Below are 21,153 nucleotides of genomic sequence, written 5' to 3'. Positions count from 1 at the left end.
CGGACCGGCGCGTCAGCCCAGCAGCCGCAGCGCCGTCGACGACCGCCCCAGACGTACGGTCTGACCCCACGTCAGCTCCAGCGCGTCGGACTCCATGCCGTCGCCGAAGGCGATCAGCCGGTCGGACTCGACGGTGAGCCGCAGCCGGTCGGCGGCGGCCAGGACACCGCCGACCCGCGAGGTGCCGGTCGCGGGGGAGGGCCACGCCTCGCGGACGAACCACAGCAGGTCCGGCTCGGTCGGGGACGGCAGCGGCAGCCCACTGCCCCGCTCCTGCCACAGCGACCGCAGCCAGCCGGTGGCGCCGGTGCCGGTGCCGACCAGGACACCCGAGGACGCCTGCGCTTCGGCGGGCGCCGCGTCGTCGTCCGGGCCGATCCGGTAGCGGGCGGTCTGGTGTCCGGGCGGCCCGAGGTAGATCTCGTTGAGCGCCAGCAGCCGCTGGGTGTCGTCGGCGACGGCCTCCACCATGGTGAGGTCGTCGGCCCGGCCGCCGCGCACCGCCGAGTCCAGCAGCTTGCCCGCGTCCGCGGGCCGGTGCCGTACGAGCACACCGGGATTGCGGCCGGGGTCGGTGTCGATCCCCACGACCGGCTGCCCCGACAGGTACTTGGCGGCGTTCGCGACCAGCCCGTCCTGGCCGATCACCACCACCACGTCCTCGGGCGCGAACAGGAACCGGTCCAGGTCGGCCCGCTCCACCCGGGCCTGCCGCCACTGCAACGGCACGGCGGCGGCCACCTCGGCGAGCGCGGTCCGCGCCCGCTCGTGCCGCTCCCGCACCTCCTGGATGCTCCGGCCGCGCGAGGACAGGAAGAACGCCGCCTGGCCGTGGGTGCCGTGCCGGGCCAGCAACTCCTCGTACTCGCTGACCCGGTGCACCAGCACCGCCCGCGGGGCCAGGCTCACCGCCGCTCACCACCGGCGCCCGACGCGCCGCCGGCACCCGGGGCGCCACCGCGGCCGAGCCGCTCCAGCAGTCCGGTCAGCACATCGGGGGTGAGCGTCAGGCTGTCGATCCGCGGCAGATTCTCCGCGACCCGGTTCAGCGCCAGCGCCTGGAGCACCTTCGGGTCCACGTCCGCGTGCACCCGCAACCAGCCGGCCTGCGCCTCGGCGCGCGCCGTGCCCGCCTCGCGCGCCGCCTCCGCCTTCGCCTTGGCCAGCCGCACCAGCCGGGCCGCCTCGGCCTCGGCGCGTACGGCGTCGGCCGCGGCCGCCTCCTCGGCCTCGCGGCGCGCGTTCGTCCCGTGCTGCTCGACCAACTGTTCCTCGCGGCGGGCCAGTTCGATCCGGCTGGCCAGCTCGTTCTCGGCGATGGTCCGCTCCCGCTCGACGGCGACGGCCCGGCGCTCGTACGTCGCCCGGTCCGCCTCCTGCTGGATCTGCTCGCGGGCCGGGGTGCGCAGCGCGCGCTCCACCTCGGGCTCGGGCCGGATCGCCACCACCCGCACCGCCACGACCTCGATGCCCGTGGCGGACCGCCGCGGTTCGGCCGCCAGCCCGTCGGCGATCCGCTGCCGTACCGCCGCCACGCCGTCGACCAGCGCGGCCGACAGGGCGGTCCTGGCCAGGACGTCCAGCGCGTGCTGCTGCGCGGTCTCGGTCAGCAGGGTGGCGAGCTGCTCCAGCGGGGCGCCGCGCCAGATGCCGGTGTCGGGGTCGATGGAGAAGTCCAGCCGGGCGGCGGCGGTGGCCGGGGCGTTGACCCGGTACGTCACCGTGGACTGCACGCTGACGTCCTGGAAGTCGGACGTCCTGGCGTGGAAGGACATCGCCAGTTCCCGGTCGTCGACCGGCACTTCGGACAGCGCCGCGGTCAACGACCGGTACCAGAAGCTGAGTCCGGGCCCGTCGTGCACCAGGGTGCCGCGCGAGTGGTGGCAGATGTGCGCGGTGGGCGCGGAACGCAGATGGCGCCAGCCGAAGCGCCTGGTGATGTCGGCCATGAGAACCCCTCCTGTTTTCGTCACTGCGACGATATCGAGGGATCCCCTTATCGTCAAGGGGACGAAATGAAGGGGTGGGTGGGAGCCGCGCCCGGCGCGTCCCGCCGATACGGCGCGTGAATCGCGGGCGCGATGGTCAGGATGGGGGCATGGGATTCCACGTCGACTCCGAGACCGGGCGGCTGCGCCGCGTCATACTGCACCGCCCGGACCTCGAACTGAAGCGCCTGACCCCCAGCAACAAGGACGCGCTGCTCTTCGACGACGTGCTGTGGGTGCGTCGGGCGCGCGCCGAGCACGACGGCTTCGCGGACGTGCTGCGCGACCGCGGTGTGGAGGTGCACCTCTTCGGCGACCTGCTGCGTGAATCGCTGCTGCTGCCGCAGGCCCGGGAACTCGTCCTCGACCGGGTCTTCGAGGCCAAGGAGTACGGGCCGCTGGCCACGCCCCATCTGCGGGAGGCGTTCGAGCGGCTGGAGATCGCCGAGCTGACCGAGGCGCTGATCGGCGGCATGACCAAGCGGGAATTCCTGGAGCGCTTCGCAGAACCGGTCTCGGTCCGCTTCCACGCCATGGACCTGGACGACTTCCTGCTCGCGCCGCTGCCCAACCACATCTTCACCCGCGACACCTCCGCCTGGGTCTACGACGGGGTGAGCATCAACGCCATGCGCTGGCCCGCCCGGCAGCGCGAGACCGTGCACTTCGAGGCGATCTACCGGCACCACCCGCTGTTCGCCGGCGGCGACTTCCACCTCTGGTCCAAGGGGCAGGCCGACTACCCCTCCACCATCGAGGGCGGCGACGTGCTGGTGATCGGCAACGGCGCGGTGCTGATCGGGATGAGCGAGCGCACCACCCCGCAGGCGGTGGAGATGCTGGCGCAGGGCCTGTTCGAGGCGGGCTCCGCGCGCACCATCGTGGCGCTCGACATGCCCAAGCGGCGGGCGTTCATGCACCTGGACACCGTGATGACGATGGTCGACGGCGACACCTTCACCCAGTACGCGGGCCTGGGGATGCTGCCCTCGTACACCATTGAGCCGGGCTCGGGCACAGGCGACCTCAAGGTCACCGACCATCCGCCGGAGCACATGCACCGGGCCATCGCGGCGGCCCTCGGCCTGGACTCGGTCCAGGTGCTGACCGCGACCCAGGACGTGCACGCCGCCGAGCGCGAGCAGTGGGACGACGGCTGCAACGTACTGGCCGTCGAGCCGGGCGTCGTGGTCGCCTACGAGCGGAACGCGACCACCAACACCTTCCTGCGCAAGCGCGGCATCGAGGTGATCGAGATCCCGGGCAGCGAACTGGGCCGGGGCCGGGGCGGCCCGCGCTGCATGAGCTGCCCGATCGAACGCGACGGGGCTGTATAAGCGGGGCTGTATAAGAATGCTGATCTACGTATAGACTTCCAGCGTTCTCCGTCCGCCCGATCCCAGGAGCTTCCGCATGGCCGTCGACCTCAAGGGCCGCCACTTCCTCAAGGAGCTGGACTTCACGCCCGAGGAGTTCCGCCACCTGGTGGAGCTGGCCGCGCGGCTGAAGGCCGCCAAGAAGGCCGGCGCCGAGGAGCGGCTGCTGACCGGCCGGAACATCGCGCTGGTCTTCGAGAAGACCTCCACCCGGACCCGCTGCTCCTTCGAGGTCGCCGCCGCCGACCAGGGCGCGTCCACCACGTATCTGGACCCCTCCGGCTCGCAGATCGGCCACAAGGAGTCGGTCAGGGACACCGCCCGGGTGCTGGGCCGGATGTTCGACGGCATCCAGTACCGGGGCAACGGCCAGGAGGTCGTCGAGGAGCTGGCAGCATACGCGGGCGTCCCGGTGTGGAACGGCCTCACCGACGAGTGGCACCCCACCCAGATGCTCGCCGACGTGCTCACCATGACCGAGCACAGTTCCAAGCCACTCACCGCGATCTCCTACGCCTACCTCGGCGACGCCCGCTCCAACATGGGCAATTCGCTGCTGGTCACCGGCGCGCTGCTCGGCATGGACGTACGGATCGCCGCGCCCGCGACGCTGTGGCCGCGGGAGGACGTGGTCGCGCACGCGCGGCGGCTCGCCGAGGCGTCGGGCGCACGGATCACGCTGACCGAGGACGTGGCGGAGGCCGTGCGCGGCGCGGACTTCGTGCACACCGACGTGTGGGTGTCGATGGGCGAGCCCAAGGAGGTCTGGGACGAGCGGATCGCGCTGCTCGCGCCGTACGCCGTCACCGCCGACGTGCTGGCCGCGACCGGCAATCCGGACGTGCGCTTCATGCACTGCCTGCCCGCGTACCACGACCTCGGCACGGCGGTCGGGCGGGAGATCCACCAGCGGACCGGGCTGACGTATCTGGAGGTCTCCGACGAGGTCTTCGAGTCCGACCGGTCGGTGGTCTTCGACCAGGCCGAGAACCGTATGCACACCATCAAGGCGGTGCTGGTCGCGACGCTGGCCTGAGCCGGGGCGCGGCCCGGCGGTCCGGGCTCAGCGCAGGGTGAACCAGACCGCCTTGCCCGAGCCGGTCAGCCGGCAGCCGGAGTCCGCGCTCAGCGCGCGGATCAGGATGAGGCCGCGCCCGTGCTCGTCCAGGTCGCCGGTCTCCGGCGGGTCCGGCTGGGCCGGGATCAGCAGATTCAGGCCGACGGGAAAGTCCAGGCCCTGGTCGTGCACCTCCACCTGGAAACCGGACGGCAGCAGCTCCACGAACAGCTCGATCGGGCCGTGCGGGGTGTGCTCCACGGCGTTGGCGACCACCTCGGCGGTGAGCAGTTCGGCGGTGTCGGTGTCCGGCCCGGTGTCCTGGCCGAGCTCGACCAGCACGGTACGGATCATGGCGCGCGCCAGCGGGACGGCCGCGGGGGAGTGCGGCAGGTCGATCCGCCAGACCGTCGGCCGGTCGGGGAATTCGCCGGCGGTGCGGCTGGCGCTGGTCATGGCGGGCTCCGTTCTGGTCCGGTGGGCGGTTCCGCTCCGGTCCGGCGGTGCGGTTCCGCGGCGTCGATCGCCTTGGTGTTCTCCACCTTAGGAATCGGACACTCCGGGCAGCAGAGGCGTCCGGACGGAGGTCCCGGGGACCAAAGTCCCACCGGTCCGACACCGCCTTTACCCGGGTCCGCGCGCCTGCCGGGCGCGCCGCCGAGCCCGCGGCCCGACGCGTTGCCGTATCTCGCCCTCCTGACGACAGTCACGAACAGGTGATAACGTCGGTACGAGTCCAGGAGGCCGCGCATGAGTCCGTATCCCAGCTCCGCGAGCCCCACCGGTCACTGGCGCCATCTGCGCGTCGACCGCTCCGCGGGGATCGTCACCGTCACCCTCGACCGGCCCGACCGGCTCAACGCGCTGACCTTCGGCGCCTACGCCGACCTGCGCGACCTGCTCGCCGAGCTGGCCCGCGAGGGCGACACCCGGGCCCTGGTGCTCGGCGGCGCCGGGCGCGGCTTCTGCTCCGGCGGCGACGTGGACGAGATCATCGGCGCCACCCTCGCCATGGGCACCGGGGAACTGCTGGACTTCAACCGGATGACCGGCCAGGTCGTCCGGGCGATCCGCGAGGCGCCCTTCCCCGTGCTCGCCGCCGTGCACGGCATCGCGGCCGGCGCCGGGGCCGTTCTCGCGCTCGCCGCCGACTTCCGGATCGTGGAGCCGACCGCACGCTTCGCCTTCCTCTTCACCCGGGTCGGCCTGGCCGGCGCCGACATGGGCGCCGCCTATCTGCTGCCCCGGCTGGTCGGCCTCGGCCACGCCACCCGGCTGCTGATGCTCGGCGACACCATCGACGCGGCCGAGGCCGACCGGATCGGCCTGGTCAGCGTCACCGCGCCGGACGGCGGCGCCGACGGGGCCGCCGCCGCGCTGGCCCGCCGGCTCGCCGACGGCCCCGCGCTCGCCCACCAGCAGACCAAGAAGCTGCTCACCGCCGAACTGGACATGCCGCTGGCCGCCGCCGTCGAGATGGACGCCGCCGCCCAGGCACTGCTGATGACCAGCGCCGACTACGCCGAATTCCACGCCGCCTTCACCGGCAGGCGCGAGCCGCGCTGGGAAGGCCGCTAGCCGTGCCCGGCCGCCGCGACCGCGTGGCCGAGCGCGTCGCCGTCATCGGCGGCGGCCCCGGCGGGCTGTACGCCGCCGCGCTGCTCAAGCGCCTCGACCCCGGCCGCTCGGTCACCGTGTGGGAGCGCGGCGCTCCGGAGGACACCTTCGGCTTCGGCGTGGTCTTCTCCGACGAGACCGTCGGCGGCATCGAGAGCGCCGACCCGGTCGTGTACGCGGGGATGCGGAAGGAATTCGTGCGCTGGGACGCGATCGACATCCGGCACCGCGACCGGCTCACCCGCTCCGGCGGCCACGGCTTCGCCGCCCTCGACCGGCGCCGGCTGCTGGCCCTGCTGTACGCGCGCTGCCGCGACCTCGGCGTCGACGTACGGATCCGCACGAGCGCGCCCACCGCCGCCGAACTCGCCGCGGGCCACGACCTGGTGGTGGCCGCCGACGGCGCCCACAGCGCCACCCGCACCGCGCACGCCGACGTCTTCCGCCCGCGGCTGACCGCGCACGACTGCCGCTACATCTGGCTGTCGGCCGACCTCCCGCTGGACGCCTTCCGCTTCGAGATCCTGGAGACCCCGTACGGGGTGATGCAGGCGCACGCCTACCCGTACCGGCGCGGTGCCAGCACCTTCGTGGTGGAGATGGCCGAGGAGGTCTGGCGGCGCGCCGGCTTCGACCAACAGGCCGGGGATCTGCCGGACGGCGCCGAGGGCGCCATCGCCTCCTGCGAGAAACTCTTCGCCGGGGTGCTGGACGGCCGAGCGCTGCACGGCAACCGCTCGCGCTGGCAGTCCTTCACCACGGTGACGAATGACAGCTGGCGGCACGGCCGGACCGTGCTGCTCGGCGACGCCGCCCACACCGCGCACTTCTCCATCGGCTCCGGCACCAAGCTGGCCATGGAGGACGCCCTGGCGCTCGCCGCTGCCCTGCGCGAACAGGCGGACGTGGACGCGGCGTTGGCGGCGTACGAGAGCGAGCGGCGGCCGGTGGTGGAGAGCACCCAGCGGGCGGCGCTGGCCAGCCTGGAGTGGTTCGAACGGCTCGGCAGCTATGTGGACCAGCCGCCGACGCAGTTCGCGTTCAATCTGCTGACCCGCAGCCGCCGCGTCACGCACGGCAATCTGCGGCTGCGGGACCGGGAGTTCACCGATGGCGTGGAGCGCGGCTTCGGGGCACCGCCCGGCACACCCCCGATGTTCACGCCCTTCACCCTGCGCGGCCTGACGCTGCGCAATCGCGTCGTGGTCTCGCCGATGGACATGTACGTGGCGCGCGACGGCGTGCCCGGCGACTTCCACCTCGTGCACCTGGGCGCGCGGGCGCTGGGCGGCGCCGGACTGGTGATGACCGAGATGGTGTGCGTCAGTCCGAACGGCCGGATCACCCCGGGCTGCACGGGCCTGTGGAACGACGAACAGGAGGCCGCCTGGCGGCGGATCACCGACTTCGTCCACCAGCAGGGCGGCACAGGCCAGGACAGCCCGGGACATGACGCGCCGGGCACCGCGATCGGGCTCCAGCTCGGCCACAGCGGCCGCAAGGGCTCCACCCGCCTGATGTGGGACGGCATCGACCAGCCGCTGCCCGACGGCAACTGGCCGCTGGTCGCGCCCTCGGCGCTGCCGTACCGCGAGGGCGTCAATCAGGTCCCGCACGCCCTCACCGACCGTGAACTGGCCGGGATCCGCGAGCAGTTCGCGGCGGCGGCCGAGCGCGGCGCCCGGGCCGGCTTCGACCTGCTCGAACTGCACTGCGCGCACGGCTATCTGCTCTCCTCCTTCCTGTCCCCGCTCACCAACCGGCGCACCGACCGCTACGGCGGCGACCTCGCGGGCCGGCTCCGCTTCCCCCTCGAAGTCCTGGACGCCGTACGGGAGATGTGGCCGTCGGACAAGCCGCTGAGCGTGCGGATCTCCGCCACCGACTGGGCGCCGGGCGGCGCCACCGGGGACGACGCCGTCGCCGTCGCCCGCGCGCTGGCCGACCACGGCGCCGACATCGTGGACGTCTCCACCGGCCAGGTCGTCGCCGACGAACGGCCCGCGTACGGCCGCTCCTACCAGACGCCCTTCGCCGACCGGATCCGCAACGAGACGGGCCTGCCGGTGATCGCGGTCGGCGCCATCTCCTCCTGGGACGACGTCAATTCGCTGCTGCTGGCCGGGCGCGCCGACCTGTGCGCGCTGGCCCGCCCGCATCTGTACGATCCGCACTGGACGCTGCACGCCGCCGCCGAGCAGTCCTATGCGGGCCCGGCCGCGCCCTGGCCCGCGCCGTACCTCGCCGGCCGCAGGCCGCCGCCCACCGGCCGCACCGACGCGCCCAAGCCCCGCCTCACGCTGGATTCCTGACGGCTCGTCAGGCCGAGGTCACGAAGCGGGCGCCCGCGTCGCGCAGCAGTACGTGCAGCGCCGTGAAGACCGCCGCCGAGCGGGCGCCCGGCCAGTCCGCGAGCAGCAGCGCGGGCGGCAGCCCCGGGTCGGCGTAGGGCAGCCTGCGCCAGGAGTCCAGGGCCCGCAGATAGTCGCGGAAGGCCAGGTCCGGCGGCGGGGGAGCGGCGGCCGACCAGTGCGCGAGCACCGGCTCGTGCGCCGCCAGGAAAGCGTGGTGCAGCGCGGCCAGCGCCTCCAGGTCCCACCAGCGCCGTACCGCCTCCGCGGTCGCGGCGAAACCGAGGTGCGCGCCGCGGAAGAGGTCCACGTACGGGGCCAGTTCGAGCCGCCGCAGCATGTGCCGGGTCTCCTCGTGCAGCGCGCCCGGCGCCACCCATACCCCCGGCGCTGCCGTGCCGAAGCCGAGCCCGGCGAGCCGGGACCGCAGCAGGTGCCGCTTGTGCCGCTCGGACTCCGGCACCGAGAACACCGCGAGCAGCCAGTCCTCCGGATCGGGTTCCGCCGCCGCGCCCGAGCCGTAGATCCGGCCGTCGCCGTCCGCGAGCACCAGTCGCGCGTCCGGCGACAGCGCGTACGCCGCGGCCCCGCCGACCCGCTCGGAGACCAGCATCCCGCGCCGCTTCAGCCGCGAGACCGCCGAGCGCACCGACGGCGCGTCGACGCCCGCCGCACCCATCAGCCGGATCAGCACGGCGACCGGGACCCGCCCGGCCAGTTCCGCGCGCCCGTAGGCGCCGTAGAAGCTGAGGATCAGGGAACCCGGGGTGTGCTGCTCGGTCACGGTGATCACCCTAGGGCCTGTCGTACGGATCCTGCCCGGCCCACCGACCCGGCCCACCGGTCCGGGCCGGGGGCTCAGTCCAGGTCGCGGAGCCGGAAGCGCTGGAGCTTGCCGGTCGGCGTGCGGGGGAGCGCGGGCAGGAAACGGATGTCGCGCGGCGCCTTGTACGGCACGATCACGCTCTTGGTGAAGTCGCGCAGCGCGACCGCCGCCCGCTCGCCGCCCTGCACCCCGTCGTGCAGCACCACGAAGGCCCGCACTATCTGGCCGCGCTCCTCGTCCGGCACCCCGATCACCGCGGCCTCCCGCACGTCCGGATGGCGCAGCAGCGCCTCCTCGACCTCCGGGCCCGCGATGTTGTAGCCCGCCGAGATGATCATGTCGTCGGCGCGCGCCACGTAGTGGAAGTAGCCGTCGGCGTCCCTGACGTAGGTGTCGCCGGTCAGATTCCAGCCGTCGCGCACATACTGCGTCTGCCGTTCGTCGGCCAGATAGCGGCAGCCGGTCGGTCCGCGGACGGCCAGCAGCCCGGGCTCGCCGTCCGGCACCGGCCGCAGCCGCTCGTCCACGATCCGCGCGTCGTAACCGGGCACGGGCACACCCGTCGCGCCGGGCCTGGCCGCCTCGTCGGCGGCGGAGATGAAGATGTGCAGCAATTCCGTCGCGCCGATCCCGTTGATCAGCCGCAGCCCGGTCCGCTCGTGCCAGCCCATCCAGGTCGCGGCCGGCAGATTCTCGCCCGCCGACACGCAGCGGCGCAGCGAGGACACGTCGTACGACGCCAGGTCGGTGAGCATCGCGCGGTACGCGGTCGGCGCGGTGAACAGCACGGTGACGCGGTGCTTCTCGATCGCCGTGAGCAGTTCCTCGGGCCCGGCCCGCTCCAGCAGCAGCGTGGAGGCGCCCGCGCGCATCGGGAAGACGACGAGGCCGCCGAGGCCGAAGGTGAAGCCCAGCGGCGGGCTGCCGGTGAAGACGTCGTCGGCGACCGGCCGCAGCACCCGCGCCGAGAAGGTGTCCGCTATCGCCAGCACATCGCGGTGGAAGTGCATACAGCCCTTGGGGAGCCCGGTGGTGCCCGAGGTGAAGGCGATCAGCGCCACGTCGTCGGCCGAGGTGGGCACCGGGTCGTACGTCTCGGGGCGGCCCGCGGCCAGCCGCAGCAGATCGTCCTCGCCCGTACCGCCGAACGGCGTGATCCGCAGGTCCGGCAGCTCGGCCGCGACCAGCTCGTCGAGACAGCCCGCGTCGCACAGCGCGTGCGAGACCCGGGCGATCCGGCCCACCGCCGCCAGCTCGTGCGCCCGCTGGGCGGCCAGCACGGTGACCGCGATCGCGCCCGCCTCAAGCACCGCGAGCCAGCAGGCCACCAGCCAGGCGGTGGTCGGCCCGCGCAGCAGCACCCGATTGCCGGGCACCACGCCCAGCTCGTCGGTCAGCACATGGGCGATCCGGGCGGTGGCGGCGCGCAGGTCCGCGTACGTCCATTCGGAGCCGTCGGGCAGCCGCAGGCAGGGCGCGCCGGGCCGGCCGCCGGCCAGCAGCTCGGCGGCGCAGTTGAGCCGGTCGGGATAGCCGGGGCCGGCGCCCGCGTCGTGGGGGTCCAGGTGCGGCCACTGCTCGGGCGGCGGGAGATGGTCGCGCGCGAAGGTGTCCACATGGGCTGAAGGCAGCAGGTCCATGGCGACAATGCCCCTCGACGAGTAAGCACCTGGCGGCAGGGGTTTCAGCGTAACGTGTTCATGACGGCAGTCAACAGGACGCGATAAAGGTGGGAGGCGGGCGATGTCGTTCACCCTCGATCCGGAACGGTCGGCCTGGGCGGACCGGATCAGAGCGCTCGCGGCGGACCGGCTGCGACCGCTGGCCGAGGCCGGCGCGGACGGCCGGGTCAACCGGCCGCTGCTCGCCGAACTCGGCGCCCTCGGACTGCTGGCCCGGGTGCTGCCCGGCGACGGCGCGCCCGTGTCCGCCCTCGATCTCTGTGTACTGCGGGAATCGCTCGCGCGCGAGTGCACCGAGGCCGAGACCGCGCTCGCGCTCCAGGGGCTGGGCGCCCATCCGCTGCTCACCGCGCCCGCGGTCGCCGCCCGCTGGCTGCCCGAGGTGACGGCCGGCCGGGCGGTGGCCGCCTTCGCGCTCACCGAGCCCGGCGCGGGCTCCGACGCCGCCGCGCTGACCCTGGCCGCCGAGCCGGACGGCCCGGGGCGCTGGCGGCTGACCGGCGAGAAGTGCTGGATCTCCAACGCGCCCGAGGCCGACATCCTCACCGTCTTCGCCCGCACAGCGCCCGGCCCCGGTCCCGGCGGCAGCGGCGCGCGCGGCGTCACCGCCTTCGCCGTCCCCGCCGACCGGCCGGGGCTGACCGGCGAGCACCTCGACATGCTCTCGCCGCACCCGATCGGACGGCTGGTCTTCGACGGCGTCCCGGTCGGCGCCGACGATCTGCTCGGCGTGCCCGACCACGGTTTCCGTACCGCGATGGCCACCCTCGACCTGTTCCGGCCGAGCGTCGGCGCCTTCGCCGTCGGCATGGCGCAGGCCGCGCTGGACGCCGCCGTCGCGCACGCCGGGGAACGCACCGCCTTCGGCGGCCCGCTGAAGGACCTCCAGGCGGTGGCGCACCCGCTCGCCGAAATGGCCACCCGCACCGAGGCGGCCCGGCTGCTGGTGTACGCGGCGGCCGCCGCGTACGACACCGGCGCCGCCGATCTGACCGCCCGGGCGGCGATGGCCAAGCTCTTCGCCACCGAGACCGCGCAGTACGTGGTGGACGCCGCCGTCCAGATCCACGGCGCCCGCGCCCTGCGCCGCGGCCACCTGCTCGAACACCTCTACCGCGAGGTCCGCGCGCCGCGGATCTACGAGGGCGCCACCGAAGTGCAACGCACCATCATCGCCAGGGAGTTGTACCGATGAGCCTGCGCCGTATCAACCCCGCGGAACTGTCCCCGCCGAGCGGTTTCTCGCACGCCGTCAGCGCCACCGGTCGCACCCTGGTCATGCTGGCGGGCCAGACCGCGCTCGACGCCTCCGGCGCGGTCGTCGGCGACGACCTGCCCGCGCAGTTCCGGCGCGCGCTGGGCAATCTCCTCACCGCCCTGCGCGCGGCCGGCGGCACCCCCGCCGATCTGGCCCGGGTCACCGTCTACGCCACGGACGTCGCCGACTACCGCGCGCACGCCGCCGAACTCGGCCGTATCTGGCGGGAGTCGGCGGGCCGCGACTATCCGGCGATGGCGGTGATCGGCGCGGTCAGGCTCTGGGACGAGCAGGCCCTGGTGGAGATCGACGGCATCGCCGTCCTGCCGTAACCCGCCCCGCGGCCCTGCGATCCGTTCTCCCGGTGATCCGGCCTGATCCGTCCTGATCCGACCCGGTCCGGCCTGATCCGGCCCGGTCCGCACCGTCGGCACTGGGCCGTACGCTCCGCTCCTGGAGTGAACGGCCGCTGTGCCTGGGGCCCGTCGGCAAGTCGGCCGGATAGGAAGGAGCGAAGCCGACGAGGAGGACGGGTCATGGACACGCACGGCCGGAGAACGGGCGGGCCCCGGCGCGAGCGCGGACGCGAGAAGCCGGAACGGGCGCGTGGCAAGCGGGACCGGACACAGCACAAGCCGGAACGGGCGCGGGACCGATCGGACCGGGTGCGCCAAGGGCACTCGGGGGAGCGGGTCGACCAGCTCTACCGCACGCTGCTGCGCCGCCGCAAGCGCGCGCTGAGCGCCGAGGACGTCGCCGTCGCCGATCTGCCGAAGGTACGGATCGCGGTCGGCGCGGCGGCGCTCGGCAACACCATGGAGTGGTTCGACTTCGGCGTCTACGCCTATCTGGCGGGCACCCTCGGCAAGGTCTTCTTCCCCTCCAGTTCGCCCGGCACGCAGGTCGTGTCGACCTTCGCGACCTTCGCCGCCGCCTTCCTCGTACGGCCGCTGGGCGGATTCGTCTTCGGGCCGCTGGGCGACCGGATCGGGCGGCAGAAGGTCCTCGCGATCACCATGATCATGATGGCGGCGAGCACCTTCGCCGTCGGCCTGCTGCCCTCGCACGCCTCCGTCGGCCTGCTCGCGCCGCTGCTCCTGCTGGTCTGCCGCCTCGTGCAGGGCTTCTCCACGGGCGGCGAGTACGCGGGCGCGACCACGTACATCGCGGAGTACGCGCCCGACCGGCGGCGCGGATTCCTCGGCAGTTGGCTCGACTTCGGCACCTTCGTCGGCTACTCGCTCGGTTCCGGCCTGGTCACCGTGCTCACCCTGTCCGTCGGCTCGGACGGCCTGGAGAGCTGGGCGTGGCGGATCCCGTTCCTGGTCGCCGGGCCGCTGGGGGTCGTCGGCCTCTACATGCGGCTGAAGCTGGAGGACACCCCCGCCTTCAAGGAGGAGGCCGCCCAGGCCGCCCGCGCGGCGCCGGGCGGCACCGCCGTGGACGAGGCCCGGCAGTCCGGGGGCGGGCGGCTGAAGGAGATCTTCACCGACCACTGGCAGGCGATGCTCATCTGCATGGGTCTGGTGCTGCTCTACAACGTCACCAATTACATGGTCACGTCCTACCTGCCGACCTACATGACGGACACCCTCGACATGGGTGACACCACCGCACAACTGCTGGTGCTCGGCACAATGCTGCTGGTGGTGCTGACCATCACGCTCGTCGGCCGCACCTCCGACCGCTGGGGGCGGCGGCCGGTCTTCATGACGGGCAGCGTCGCGCTGATCGCGCTGTCCATTCCGGCCTTCCTGCTGATCCGGCAGGGCGGCATCGCGCTGCCCGCGGTCGGCTGCGCGATCCTCGGACTGCTGCTCGTCACCTTCGCCGGCACCTCGGCGGCCACGCTCCCCGCGCTCTTCCCGACCCGGATGCGGTACGGCGCGCTGTCCATCGCCTTCAACATCTCCGTCTCCCTCTTCGGCGGCACCACCCCGCTGTTCGCCTCCGCGCTCGTCGCGGCCACCGGCAACGACATGGTCCCGGCCTACTACCTGATGGTGGCCGGCGTCATCGGACTGATCTCCACCGTCTTCCTCTACGAGACGGCGGGCCAGCCGCTGTCCGGCTCGCGGGCCATGGTGGAGACACCGGGCCAGGCCCGCCGGCTGGTCGCCCGCAGCCGCACCGCGGCGGGCCGCCAGGCCCGCGACGTCTGGCTCCGACTGCGCGGCCGGCGCTCCTAGGGCCCGCCCCGCGGACCGGGCCCGCGGATCGGGCCCTTTGGAATCGGGTCCCGCGGATCAGGCTCCGGTCTCGTAGTGCTCCCTGGTCCAGGCGCGGGCCCGGTCGGTGAGGGTGATGCCGAGGCCCGGGCGGTCGGACAGGTGCATGCGGCCGTCCCTGATCTCCAGCCGCTCGTGGAAGAGGGGCTCCAGCCACTCGAAGTGCTCGACCCACGGCTCGCGCGGATACGCCGCCGCCAGGTGCAGATGGACCTCCATCGCGAAGTGCGGCGCCAGTTGCAGCCGGTGGTGGTCGGCGAGCGCGGCCAGCTTCAGGAACTGCGTGATGCCGCCGACCCGGGGCGCGTCCGGCTGGATGATGTCGCAGGCCCGCGCGTCGATCAGCGCCATGTGCTCCGCGACGCTCGCCAGCATCTCGCCGGTGGCGATCGGGGTGTCCAGGGCGGCGGCCAGCGCCGCGTGCCCCTCCGCGTCGTAGGCGTCCAGCGGTTCCTCGATCCAGGTCAGCCCGAAGGACTCAAGGGCCCGCCCGAGCCGCCCGGCGGTCGGCCGGTCCCACTGCTGGTTCGCGTCGACCATCAGCGGTACGTCGTCGCCGAGATGGGCCCGCACCGCCGCCAGCCGCTTGAGGTCGGCCGCGCTGTCCGGCTGGCCGACCTTGATCTTGATGCCGCCGATCCCGCGCTCCAGCGACGCGGTCGCGTTCTCCATCACCTGCTCGACCGGGGTGTGCAGAAAGCCGCCCGAGGTGTTGTAGCAGCGCACCGAATCCCGGTGCGCGCCCAGCAGTTTGGCCAGCGGCAGCCCGGCGCGCCTGGCCTTGAGGTCCCACAGCGCGATGTCGAAGGCCGCGATCGCCTGTGTCGCGAGCCCGCTGCGCCCCACCGAGGCGCCCGCCCACACCAGTTTGTCCCACAGCCGCCCGATGTCGTTGGGGTCCTCGCCCACCAGCACCGGCGCGATCTCCCGCGCGTGCGCGAACTGCCCGGGACCGCCGGCCCGCTTGGCGTAGCCGAAGCCGATCCCCTCGTGGCCGTCCTCGGTGGTGATCTCCGCGAACAGCAGCACCACCTCGGTCATCGGCGCCTGCACCCCGGTCAGCACCTTCGCGTCACTGACCGGCACCGCCAGCGGCAGCCCGACGGACGACAACCGGACCGTACGTATCCGGTCACCGGCGGGCGGAGTGCTCATCACGCGGACCTCCTGGGTCGTACCTCGGTCGTGCCTGGGTTGTACCTCGGGTGTACCTGGGTCATCTCGGGTCGCATATGTGAATCATGGGTTCATCCATGAATAATGTGCCAGTCAGCGGCCGGGGTGTCCACACCCCGAACGGGGCTGTCCGCATCCCGAAGAGCCGGTGATCGGTTCGGCCGCACCAATATTCAGGCACAACTCCATCTGATAGCTTGACGGAAATCTCAGGCCGGAATGGAGGTGCGAGGGGCAGGGCCCACTTCGAACCGCTCGAAGACGATCGCAGTCGATCGAAGACGCCCCTCGATTCGCGATGCTGCAAGTGCGCACACTGCAACGCCACAAGGACGATCAGGGAAACGAGATCATCTACGACGGCGAGCCCATCGAGGAAAAGATCGATATCCGCTTCAAGGGGTCGAACAACACACTCGTCATCGACTCCAAGGCGGACGTCAAGGATCTGCTCGTCACCTTCACGGGCGACAACGGGCGGATCGAGATCGAGCGGACGACGAAGAAGCGGGCCGGGCTGCGCTTCGAGCTGCGCTGCGGGCACGAGTCCCTGATCCGGATCGGGGAGAACGTGGGCTGCGCCGGCCGCGCCTTCATCAGCGCGGTCGAGGGCGTGTCCGTGACGATCGGCGCCGATGTGATGTTCGCCAAGAACATCGAGGTCAGAGGGGACGACACGCACCCGATCTACGACGTGCGGACCGAGAAGCGGGTGAACCCGTCCCGGTCCATCGTCGTCGGTGAGCACGTCTGGATCGCCAAGCACGCCGTCGTGATGGGCGGTGTCACCATCGGCGACGGGTCGGTGATCGGCTTCCGCAGCATCGTCACCTCCCGCATCCCCAACAACTGCGTCGCCGTCGGAGCACCGGCCCGTGTGGTGCGGCGCAACATCGCGTGGGAGCGCCCCGAGGTCGTGCCCCGCCGCCCGAACGAGGAATATCCGCGCAAGGGCGAGAAATCGTCGCAGTACTGGAATCTCACCGACGACCGCGCCGTGCCGGACAATCCGGTGGTGCGGAAGCAGGGCGGGGGAATGAAGCGGCGCGCGGCCGGACTCCTGCCCGCGCCGGCGCGGCGGAAAATCAGGAAAATGCGGTCGTCCTGATCCCGCGGGGCCGCCGGTGAATTGACGGCGGAGCGGGCACAAGGAAATTGCTTCGGGCGCGGAGGGGAATTCCGCACCCGAAGCTTTTTTCGTCCCCCGGGGCGCTAGCCGGCCGCCGCGTCCGCCTCCAGATGCGTCACCATCCGGTTCAGCCCGTTCGACAGCTCCACCACCGGGCGCCAGCCGAGCGCCGCCAGCCGCGCGCTGTCCAGGCCCTGCTTCTTGACCAGGCTGTAGGACCGCGCGTCGGACTCATTGGTGAAGCGCAGCCGCAGCCCGCGCTCCGGACGCACCTCGGTGAAGAGCTCCGCCAGCCGCCGGATCGACACCAGGCCCGCCGGGTCCGCCACGTTGTACGCGGTCTCCTCCCCGCGCAGCAGCGCGTAGAACAGCCCCGCCACCGCGTCCGCCACATACGTGTAGGTCCGCACACCGGAACCGTCGCTGTTGAGCACGATGTCCTTGCCGAACACCACGCTCGCCGCGAAGTCCGCCTGCACTCGGCCGTCGTCCAGCGCCATGCCGGGACCGTAGACATGGCCGAACCGGACGACGCGGCTGGTCACGCCGTACTGCGCCTGATACGTCGTGCAGATCGTCTCCGCCGCGCGCTTGCCCTCGGCGTAGCAGGCCCGCGGGTTGAGGAAGTCGAAGCCGCCGTAGCTCTCCTCGCCGATGAGTTCGGTCCCGTCGGGCTGGGCGCCGTAGACCTCCGCCGACGACATCAGCACGAAGCCGCGGCTGCCCTTGTCCACGCACAGGTCGAGCAGATTGAAAGTGCCCAGCAGATTCGCCTTGATGGTCAGCACCGGCCGGCTGCCGTGCAGCGCGGGCCGTGCGGCGCTCGCCCCGTGGATCACGTAGTCGACGGGACCCGGCAGGTCGACCGGGGCCGTCACGTCCTGGACGAGGAGGTGGAAGTCCGGCCGGTCGAGCACATCGGCGAGCAGCCGGCGGGCCTTGTCCCCGTCGCGCACCAGACCGTGCACCGTGATGCCGGCCCCCGCACGGTCGTTGAGCGCCAGCAGGGTGCGGACGACGTACGACGGCAGCATGCCGCTCGCACCGGTGACGAGCACCGCGGCGCCCGACAGTTCCTCCCAGGGCAGGTCGCGGTCGAGGATCTCGTGGAGGTCGTGCTGCACGACCGGGCTGGAGTCGGTGGACGGGGTGGGCACGGGTATCACATACCTACGATCTGCTGGTTCTCAATGATCTCGAAGAACGTGCGGCAGAGGTAGAAGTCCTCGGCCGTGGTGATCTTGATGTTGGAGCGCGGTCCGACCACCCGGTAGATCTTGTGGCCGTAGCGGTGCATCAGCGAGCACGAGTCGATGGTGTCGTGCTCGTCCTCGGCGACCGCCCGGTCGTACAGCGCGAGGATCTCGCCGAGGTGGAAGCTCTGCGGGGCCTGGGCCGCGTAGATGTTGTCCCGCGGGATCACGTCGTCGATGTGGTCCCGCGCGCTGGACACGACGGTCTCGTTGAATTTGGTGCAGGTGATGGCCGAGCCGTGCTCGTGCACCATCGCGATGTTGGCGCTGATCAACTGCGCGTCGATCAGCGGCCGTACACCGTCGTGGATGAGGACGACGGTGTCGTCGGGACAGTCGGCGGCGACCGACCTGAGCGCGTTGTGCCGCGACTCCTGGCCGGTACTGCCGCCGTCCACGATCCACCTGACCTTCTGGATCTCGTACCGCTTGAGCAGCTTCTCCATGTACTCCCGGTACTCCGGGAGTATGGCGATCGCGATGGCGTCGATCTCCGGGTGCGTCTCGAAGCGTTCGAGGGTGTGGATGATGATCGGCTTGCCGTGGATCTCCAGGAACTGCTTGGGGAGCGCACGGGAGTTCATGCGCGAGCCGATGCCACCGGCGAAGAGCATGGCGACGTTCATGGTCACGCTTCCGACTGATCGCTGAGGGGCTCGTCGGCCACGGCCGGCTCCTCCGGGACGGACGCGAGCCACTTGTGCTCGCCGGGCATGTGCTCGGGGTCGGTGCCGCCGACGATCAGCCAGTCGATGACCCGGTCCGCCGAATTGGTGTCGACGTAGTCGAAGTTCTCCCGCCGGAAGGTCTCGACCTTCGACAGGTCGAAGTCCTCGTCCTGCAGCGCCTTGAGCAGATCGTCGAAGGTCACACAGATGGTGCCGGGCGCGACGCTGTCGTAGTCGCGGTGGAAGCCGCGGATCACCGAGTACGTGTCCTTGTCGTACGCGTAGAACAGGATCGGCTTGTCCAGCAGCGTGTACTCGTAGATCACCGACGAGTAGTCCGTGACCAGCACATCGGTGACGTGCAGCAGGTCGTTGGTGTCGGGGAAGGCCGCGAAGTCCACCAGCCGGTCGCGGTACTGGTCCGGGATCGGCGGGGCGTCCGGTATGAAGTGGTGCATCCGGAAGAGCACCACGTACTTGTCGCCGCAGACCTCGTGCAGCTTGGCGAAGTCGATCCGCTCGTACGGGTAGTGCGCGTCCCCGATGCTCTTGCCGCGGAAGGTCGGCGCGAACAGCACGATCTTCTTGCCGCGGAATTCCGGGTGGGCGGCGAAGAAGTCGTCCTTGACCTTCTGCGACCGCTCCTCGTCGAGGAAGGTGTCGATCCGGGGCAGGCCCGTCGGCACCACCGCGGACTCCTCGATGCCGAACGCCTCGGCGTACACCGGCACCAGGTGCTTGGAGCCGGTGATGACATAGGTGTACTTGCGGTGCGCGTTGGACAGCTTCGGCGAACCGTACTTGCCGAACCGGCTGTAGCCGACCGCCTTGAAGCCGCTGCCGGCGTGCCAGAGCTGGATGATCTTGGTGTCGGGCGAGACCTCCAGATTGCCCAGCAGGCCGAAATAGTCGTCCATCAGCACGGTGTCGGACGTCGCCAGCAAGTAGATCAGGCGCAGCGTGCTCCACTTGTTGGCCGTGGCCGGCACCCGGAACGAGTGGTTGAACGTGTACTTCTTGTCCAGGCCGCGTTCGATCATCCGGTCGTGCACGCGGGCCAGGTTGCCGCCGAGCGAGGTGCGCATCTCGGAGGCGAACAGGATGCGGTCGCCCTTCGGCGGCCGGACGCGCCGCGCCGTCCAGTACAGGCGCTGGGCGATCTTCCGGCGCCGGGCCCGCGGCAGCACCTTCAGCGCCAGCCGCTTGCCGAGCGGTTTCTTCACCGGGTTCTTGGCCGGCCCGGCGCCGCGGAAGAGCTGATACGTCCGCATCAGAAACTCGGGGCTGTCCTCGTCGTCCGATATCCCGAAGCCGATGACGTACGCCGTGCGGTTGCGGTCGTACAGGAAGGTCCGGGAATCGATGTCGAGGCGGTCCGCCGCGTCGAGGTCGAAGGTGGCTGCAGGCAACTTTTCGTCGTCGCAGGTCGGGACGATGCGCCAGGTGCCGTTGGGCACCTGACGGCGGTCCGCGAAGTTGGTGACGTTGATCTCCAGCCTGTGCTGTTCCGCGGTGATTTGCCTACTGTTCACCGGAAGTTCGCGATCGTCGTCAATGAGCAGGAAGCGAAGACTGTTAGCGTTTCCTGAGAAGCCTCTGAGAGCGACATCCAGGGTGAGGTGCACTCGTTCCCAGGAGATCGACTCGACAGATGTACGCGTCATCCTCGTCCTTCCGCTGCTGGCGGTCGCGTTGCGTGGGGGCTGCGTCACAGCGCGGAAGTGCGGGTTCCGCGCTGGAGGTGGGGGGATGGTAGCGCACGAACCAATGGGTTCACCAAGGAGTCGTAAAGCTTTAAATTGCCGGAAATGACAACGTTGTCCAGAGGGGGATCGATGGGTGGCGGCGGCGGTCCGCCGCCCGGTTCCGGGTCCCGCGCCCTGTGGTCAGCCTCCATAGCCCCTGCCTATCGCCATCATTCGGACTCGGTGTTGGACAGGCGGTTCCCGTAAGTGGTCTGATCGATCATCGATCGATGCGGGACGTCGTCGGCGAGGAGAGCGATATGAGCACCATGGTGGTCCGGCCGTCCTACGGCGACGCTCCGTCGGAGGACCGGCGTTTCGAGCGCGACGTGCTCGTCCATCTCGACCGCGTCTACGCAGGCGCCCGGTGGATGACCTCCGGTCAGGCCGCAGCCGAGGAGCTGGTGGGGCGGACCTTCGAGCGGGCGGTGCGCGATTTCCACTGGGCGCGGCCGGCCGGCGGTGTCGTTCCCTGGCTCTACGGTCATCTGGTCGGCGCCTGGTTCGACTCGCAGGAGCTGCGCGGCGGCGCGCCGCGGTCCGTGCCGTCGGCTCCCACCAGTCCCGACGAGGTGATCCGCGACGCGAAGGACGCCCTCGCGCCGATCGTCCGCGTCACGCTCTACCTCGTCGAGGTCGAGAATCTGTCGGTCGACGAGGTCGCCCGGATCACCGAAGTGCCGCCGGGCATCGTGGAGTCGCGCGTCAGGCGCGCGCACCGGCGGCTCGCCGACCAGCTCAAGTCCTGGCTCGACCAGCCCGGTTCAGGCCGCGGCTCCGAGGTCTGACGGCACGTCAA

At 71.5% G+C, this 21,153-nt stretch carries 18 protein-coding genes; 9 read left to right on the top strand and 9 right to left on the bottom strand.

Going from position 1 to position 21,153, the window contains the following annotated elements; translation table 11 throughout:
• Window positions 1–12: 12 nt before the first annotated feature.
• Window positions 13–909, bottom strand: coding sequence for an NAD(+)/NADH kinase (locus tag BM076_RS12425; protein ID WP_093713530.1), 897 nt, complete (start codon window positions 907–909; stop codon window positions 13–15).
• Entirely contained in the window at window positions 906–1,949 is a 1,044-nt protein-coding gene (locus BM076_RS12420; protein ID WP_093713529.1) for an SPFH domain-containing protein, read from the bottom strand. The genes BM076_RS12425 and BM076_RS12420 overlap by 4 nt, the downstream gene beginning before the upstream one ends.
• Before the next feature lie 149 nt (window positions 1,950–2,098).
• Between BM076_RS12420 and BM076_RS12415 the strand changes: the two genes are divergently transcribed.
• Window positions 2,099–3,325 (top strand): arginine deiminase, encoded by a 1,227-nt coding sequence (locus tag BM076_RS12415; RefSeq protein WP_093713528.1) that lies wholly within the window; start codon window positions 2,099–2,101, stop codon window positions 3,323–3,325.
• A 76-nt stretch (window positions 3,326–3,401) separates the two neighbouring features.
• On the top strand, window positions 3,402–4,400 hold the full coding sequence (gene argF, locus BM076_RS12410) for an ornithine carbamoyltransferase (protein ID WP_093713527.1): 999 nt from the start codon (window positions 3,402–3,404) through the stop codon (window positions 4,398–4,400).
• A gap of 27 nt (window positions 4,401–4,427) precedes the next feature.
• On the opposite strand, the gene BM076_RS12405 is transcribed toward argF, so the two are convergent.
• Window positions 4,428–4,877, bottom strand: a complete 450-nt coding sequence (locus BM076_RS12405; RefSeq protein WP_093713526.1) for an ATP-binding protein — start codon at window positions 4,875–4,877, stop codon at window positions 4,428–4,430.
• 294 nt (window positions 4,878–5,171) lie between these two features.
• Between BM076_RS12405 and BM076_RS12400 the strand changes: the two genes are divergently transcribed.
• Together BM076_RS12400 and BM076_RS12395 are read left to right on the top strand one after the other, a co-directional pair.
• Window positions 5,172–5,999, top strand: a complete 828-nt coding sequence (locus BM076_RS12400) for an enoyl-CoA hydratase family protein (protein WP_093713525.1) — start codon at window positions 5,172–5,174, stop codon at window positions 5,997–5,999.
• Between the two features lie 2 nt (window positions 6,000–6,001).
• Window positions 6,002–8,350, top strand: a complete 2,349-nt coding sequence (locus BM076_RS12395) for a bifunctional salicylyl-CoA 5-hydroxylase/oxidoreductase (RefSeq protein WP_177246422.1) — start codon at window positions 6,002–6,004, stop codon at window positions 8,348–8,350.
• A 7-nt stretch (window positions 8,351–8,357) separates the two neighbouring features.
• Here BM076_RS12395 and BM076_RS12390 read toward each other — a convergent pair whose 3' ends face one another.
• Complete coding sequence (locus tag BM076_RS12390) at window positions 8,358–9,173, bottom strand: PaaX family transcriptional regulator (protein WP_093713662.1); 816 nt, start codon at window positions 9,171–9,173, stop codon at window positions 8,358–8,360.
• Between the two features lie 74 nt (window positions 9,174–9,247).
• Window positions 9,248–10,855: an AMP-binding protein gene (locus BM076_RS12385; RefSeq protein WP_093713524.1), complete on the bottom strand. Its 1,608-nt coding sequence runs from the start codon at window positions 10,853–10,855 to the stop codon at window positions 9,248–9,250.
• 103 nt (window positions 10,856–10,958) lie between these two features.
• Here BM076_RS12385 and BM076_RS12380 point away from each other — a divergent pair, with 103 nt between their 5' ends.
• The 3 genes from BM076_RS12380 (at window position 10,959) to BM076_RS12370 (ending at window position 14,344) form a co-directional block, all read left to right on the top strand.
• On the top strand, window positions 10,959–12,092 hold the full coding sequence (locus BM076_RS12380) for an acyl-CoA dehydrogenase family protein (RefSeq protein WP_093713523.1): 1,134 nt from the start codon (window positions 10,959–10,961) through the stop codon (window positions 12,090–12,092).
• On the top strand, window positions 12,089–12,487 hold the full coding sequence (locus tag BM076_RS12375) for a RidA family protein (RefSeq protein WP_093713522.1): 399 nt from the start codon (window positions 12,089–12,091) through the stop codon (window positions 12,485–12,487). Before BM076_RS12380 ends, BM076_RS12375 begins: the two co-directional genes overlap by 4 nt.
• A 204-nt stretch (window positions 12,488–12,691) precedes the next feature.
• Window positions 12,692–14,344, top strand: coding sequence for an MFS transporter (locus BM076_RS12370; protein WP_093713521.1), 1,653 nt, complete (start codon window positions 12,692–12,694; stop codon window positions 14,342–14,344).
• Window positions 14,345–14,401: 57 nt separating this feature from the next.
• On the opposite strand, the gene BM076_RS12365 is transcribed toward BM076_RS12370, so the two are convergent.
• Window positions 14,402–15,538 carry an L-talarate/galactarate dehydratase gene (locus BM076_RS12365; protein ID WP_093713520.1) on the bottom strand — a complete coding sequence of 379 codons (1,137 nt, stop codon included), beginning with the start codon at window positions 15,536–15,538 and terminating at the stop codon, window positions 14,402–14,404.
• Window positions 15,539–15,857: 319 nt separating this feature from the next.
• Between BM076_RS12365 and BM076_RS12360 the strand changes: the two genes are divergently transcribed.
• Window positions 15,858–16,667, top strand: coding sequence for an acyltransferase (locus BM076_RS12360; protein ID WP_093713519.1), 810 nt, complete (start codon window positions 15,858–15,860; stop codon window positions 16,665–16,667).
• A 104-nt stretch (window positions 16,668–16,771) separates the two neighbouring features.
• Here BM076_RS12360 and BM076_RS12355 read toward each other — a convergent pair whose 3' ends face one another.
• From BM076_RS12355 to BM076_RS12345, 3 genes are read right to left on the bottom strand one after another with little or no spacing between them, the layout of a single operon-like run.
• Entirely contained in the window at window positions 16,772–17,845 is a 1,074-nt protein-coding gene (locus BM076_RS12355) for an NAD-dependent epimerase/dehydratase family protein (protein WP_093713661.1), read from the bottom strand.
• Window positions 17,846–17,850: 5 nt separating this feature from the next.
• On the bottom strand, window positions 17,851–18,567 hold the full coding sequence (locus BM076_RS12350; protein WP_093713518.1) for an IspD/TarI family cytidylyltransferase: 717 nt from the start codon (window positions 18,565–18,567) through the stop codon (window positions 17,851–17,853).
• Between the two features lie 2 nt (window positions 18,568–18,569).
• Window positions 18,570–20,141, bottom strand: coding sequence for a CDP-glycerol glycerophosphotransferase family protein (locus BM076_RS12345; protein ID WP_245796006.1), 1,572 nt, complete (start codon window positions 20,139–20,141; stop codon window positions 18,570–18,572).
• 443 nt (window positions 20,142–20,584) lie between these two features.
• Here BM076_RS12345 and BM076_RS12340 point away from each other — a divergent pair, with 443 nt between their 5' ends.
• Window positions 20,585–21,142 (top strand): RNA polymerase sigma factor, encoded by a 558-nt coding sequence (locus BM076_RS12340; protein WP_093713516.1) that lies wholly within the window; start codon window positions 20,585–20,587, stop codon window positions 21,140–21,142.
• Window positions 21,143–21,153: the final 11 nt, after the last annotated feature.

Source organism: Actinacidiphila alni, from assembly GCF_900112845.1.
Lineage (GTDB): Bacteria > Actinomycetota > Actinomycetes > Streptomycetales > Streptomycetaceae > Actinacidiphila > Actinacidiphila alni.
This window is presented reverse-complemented; position numbering and strand designations above follow the sequence as displayed.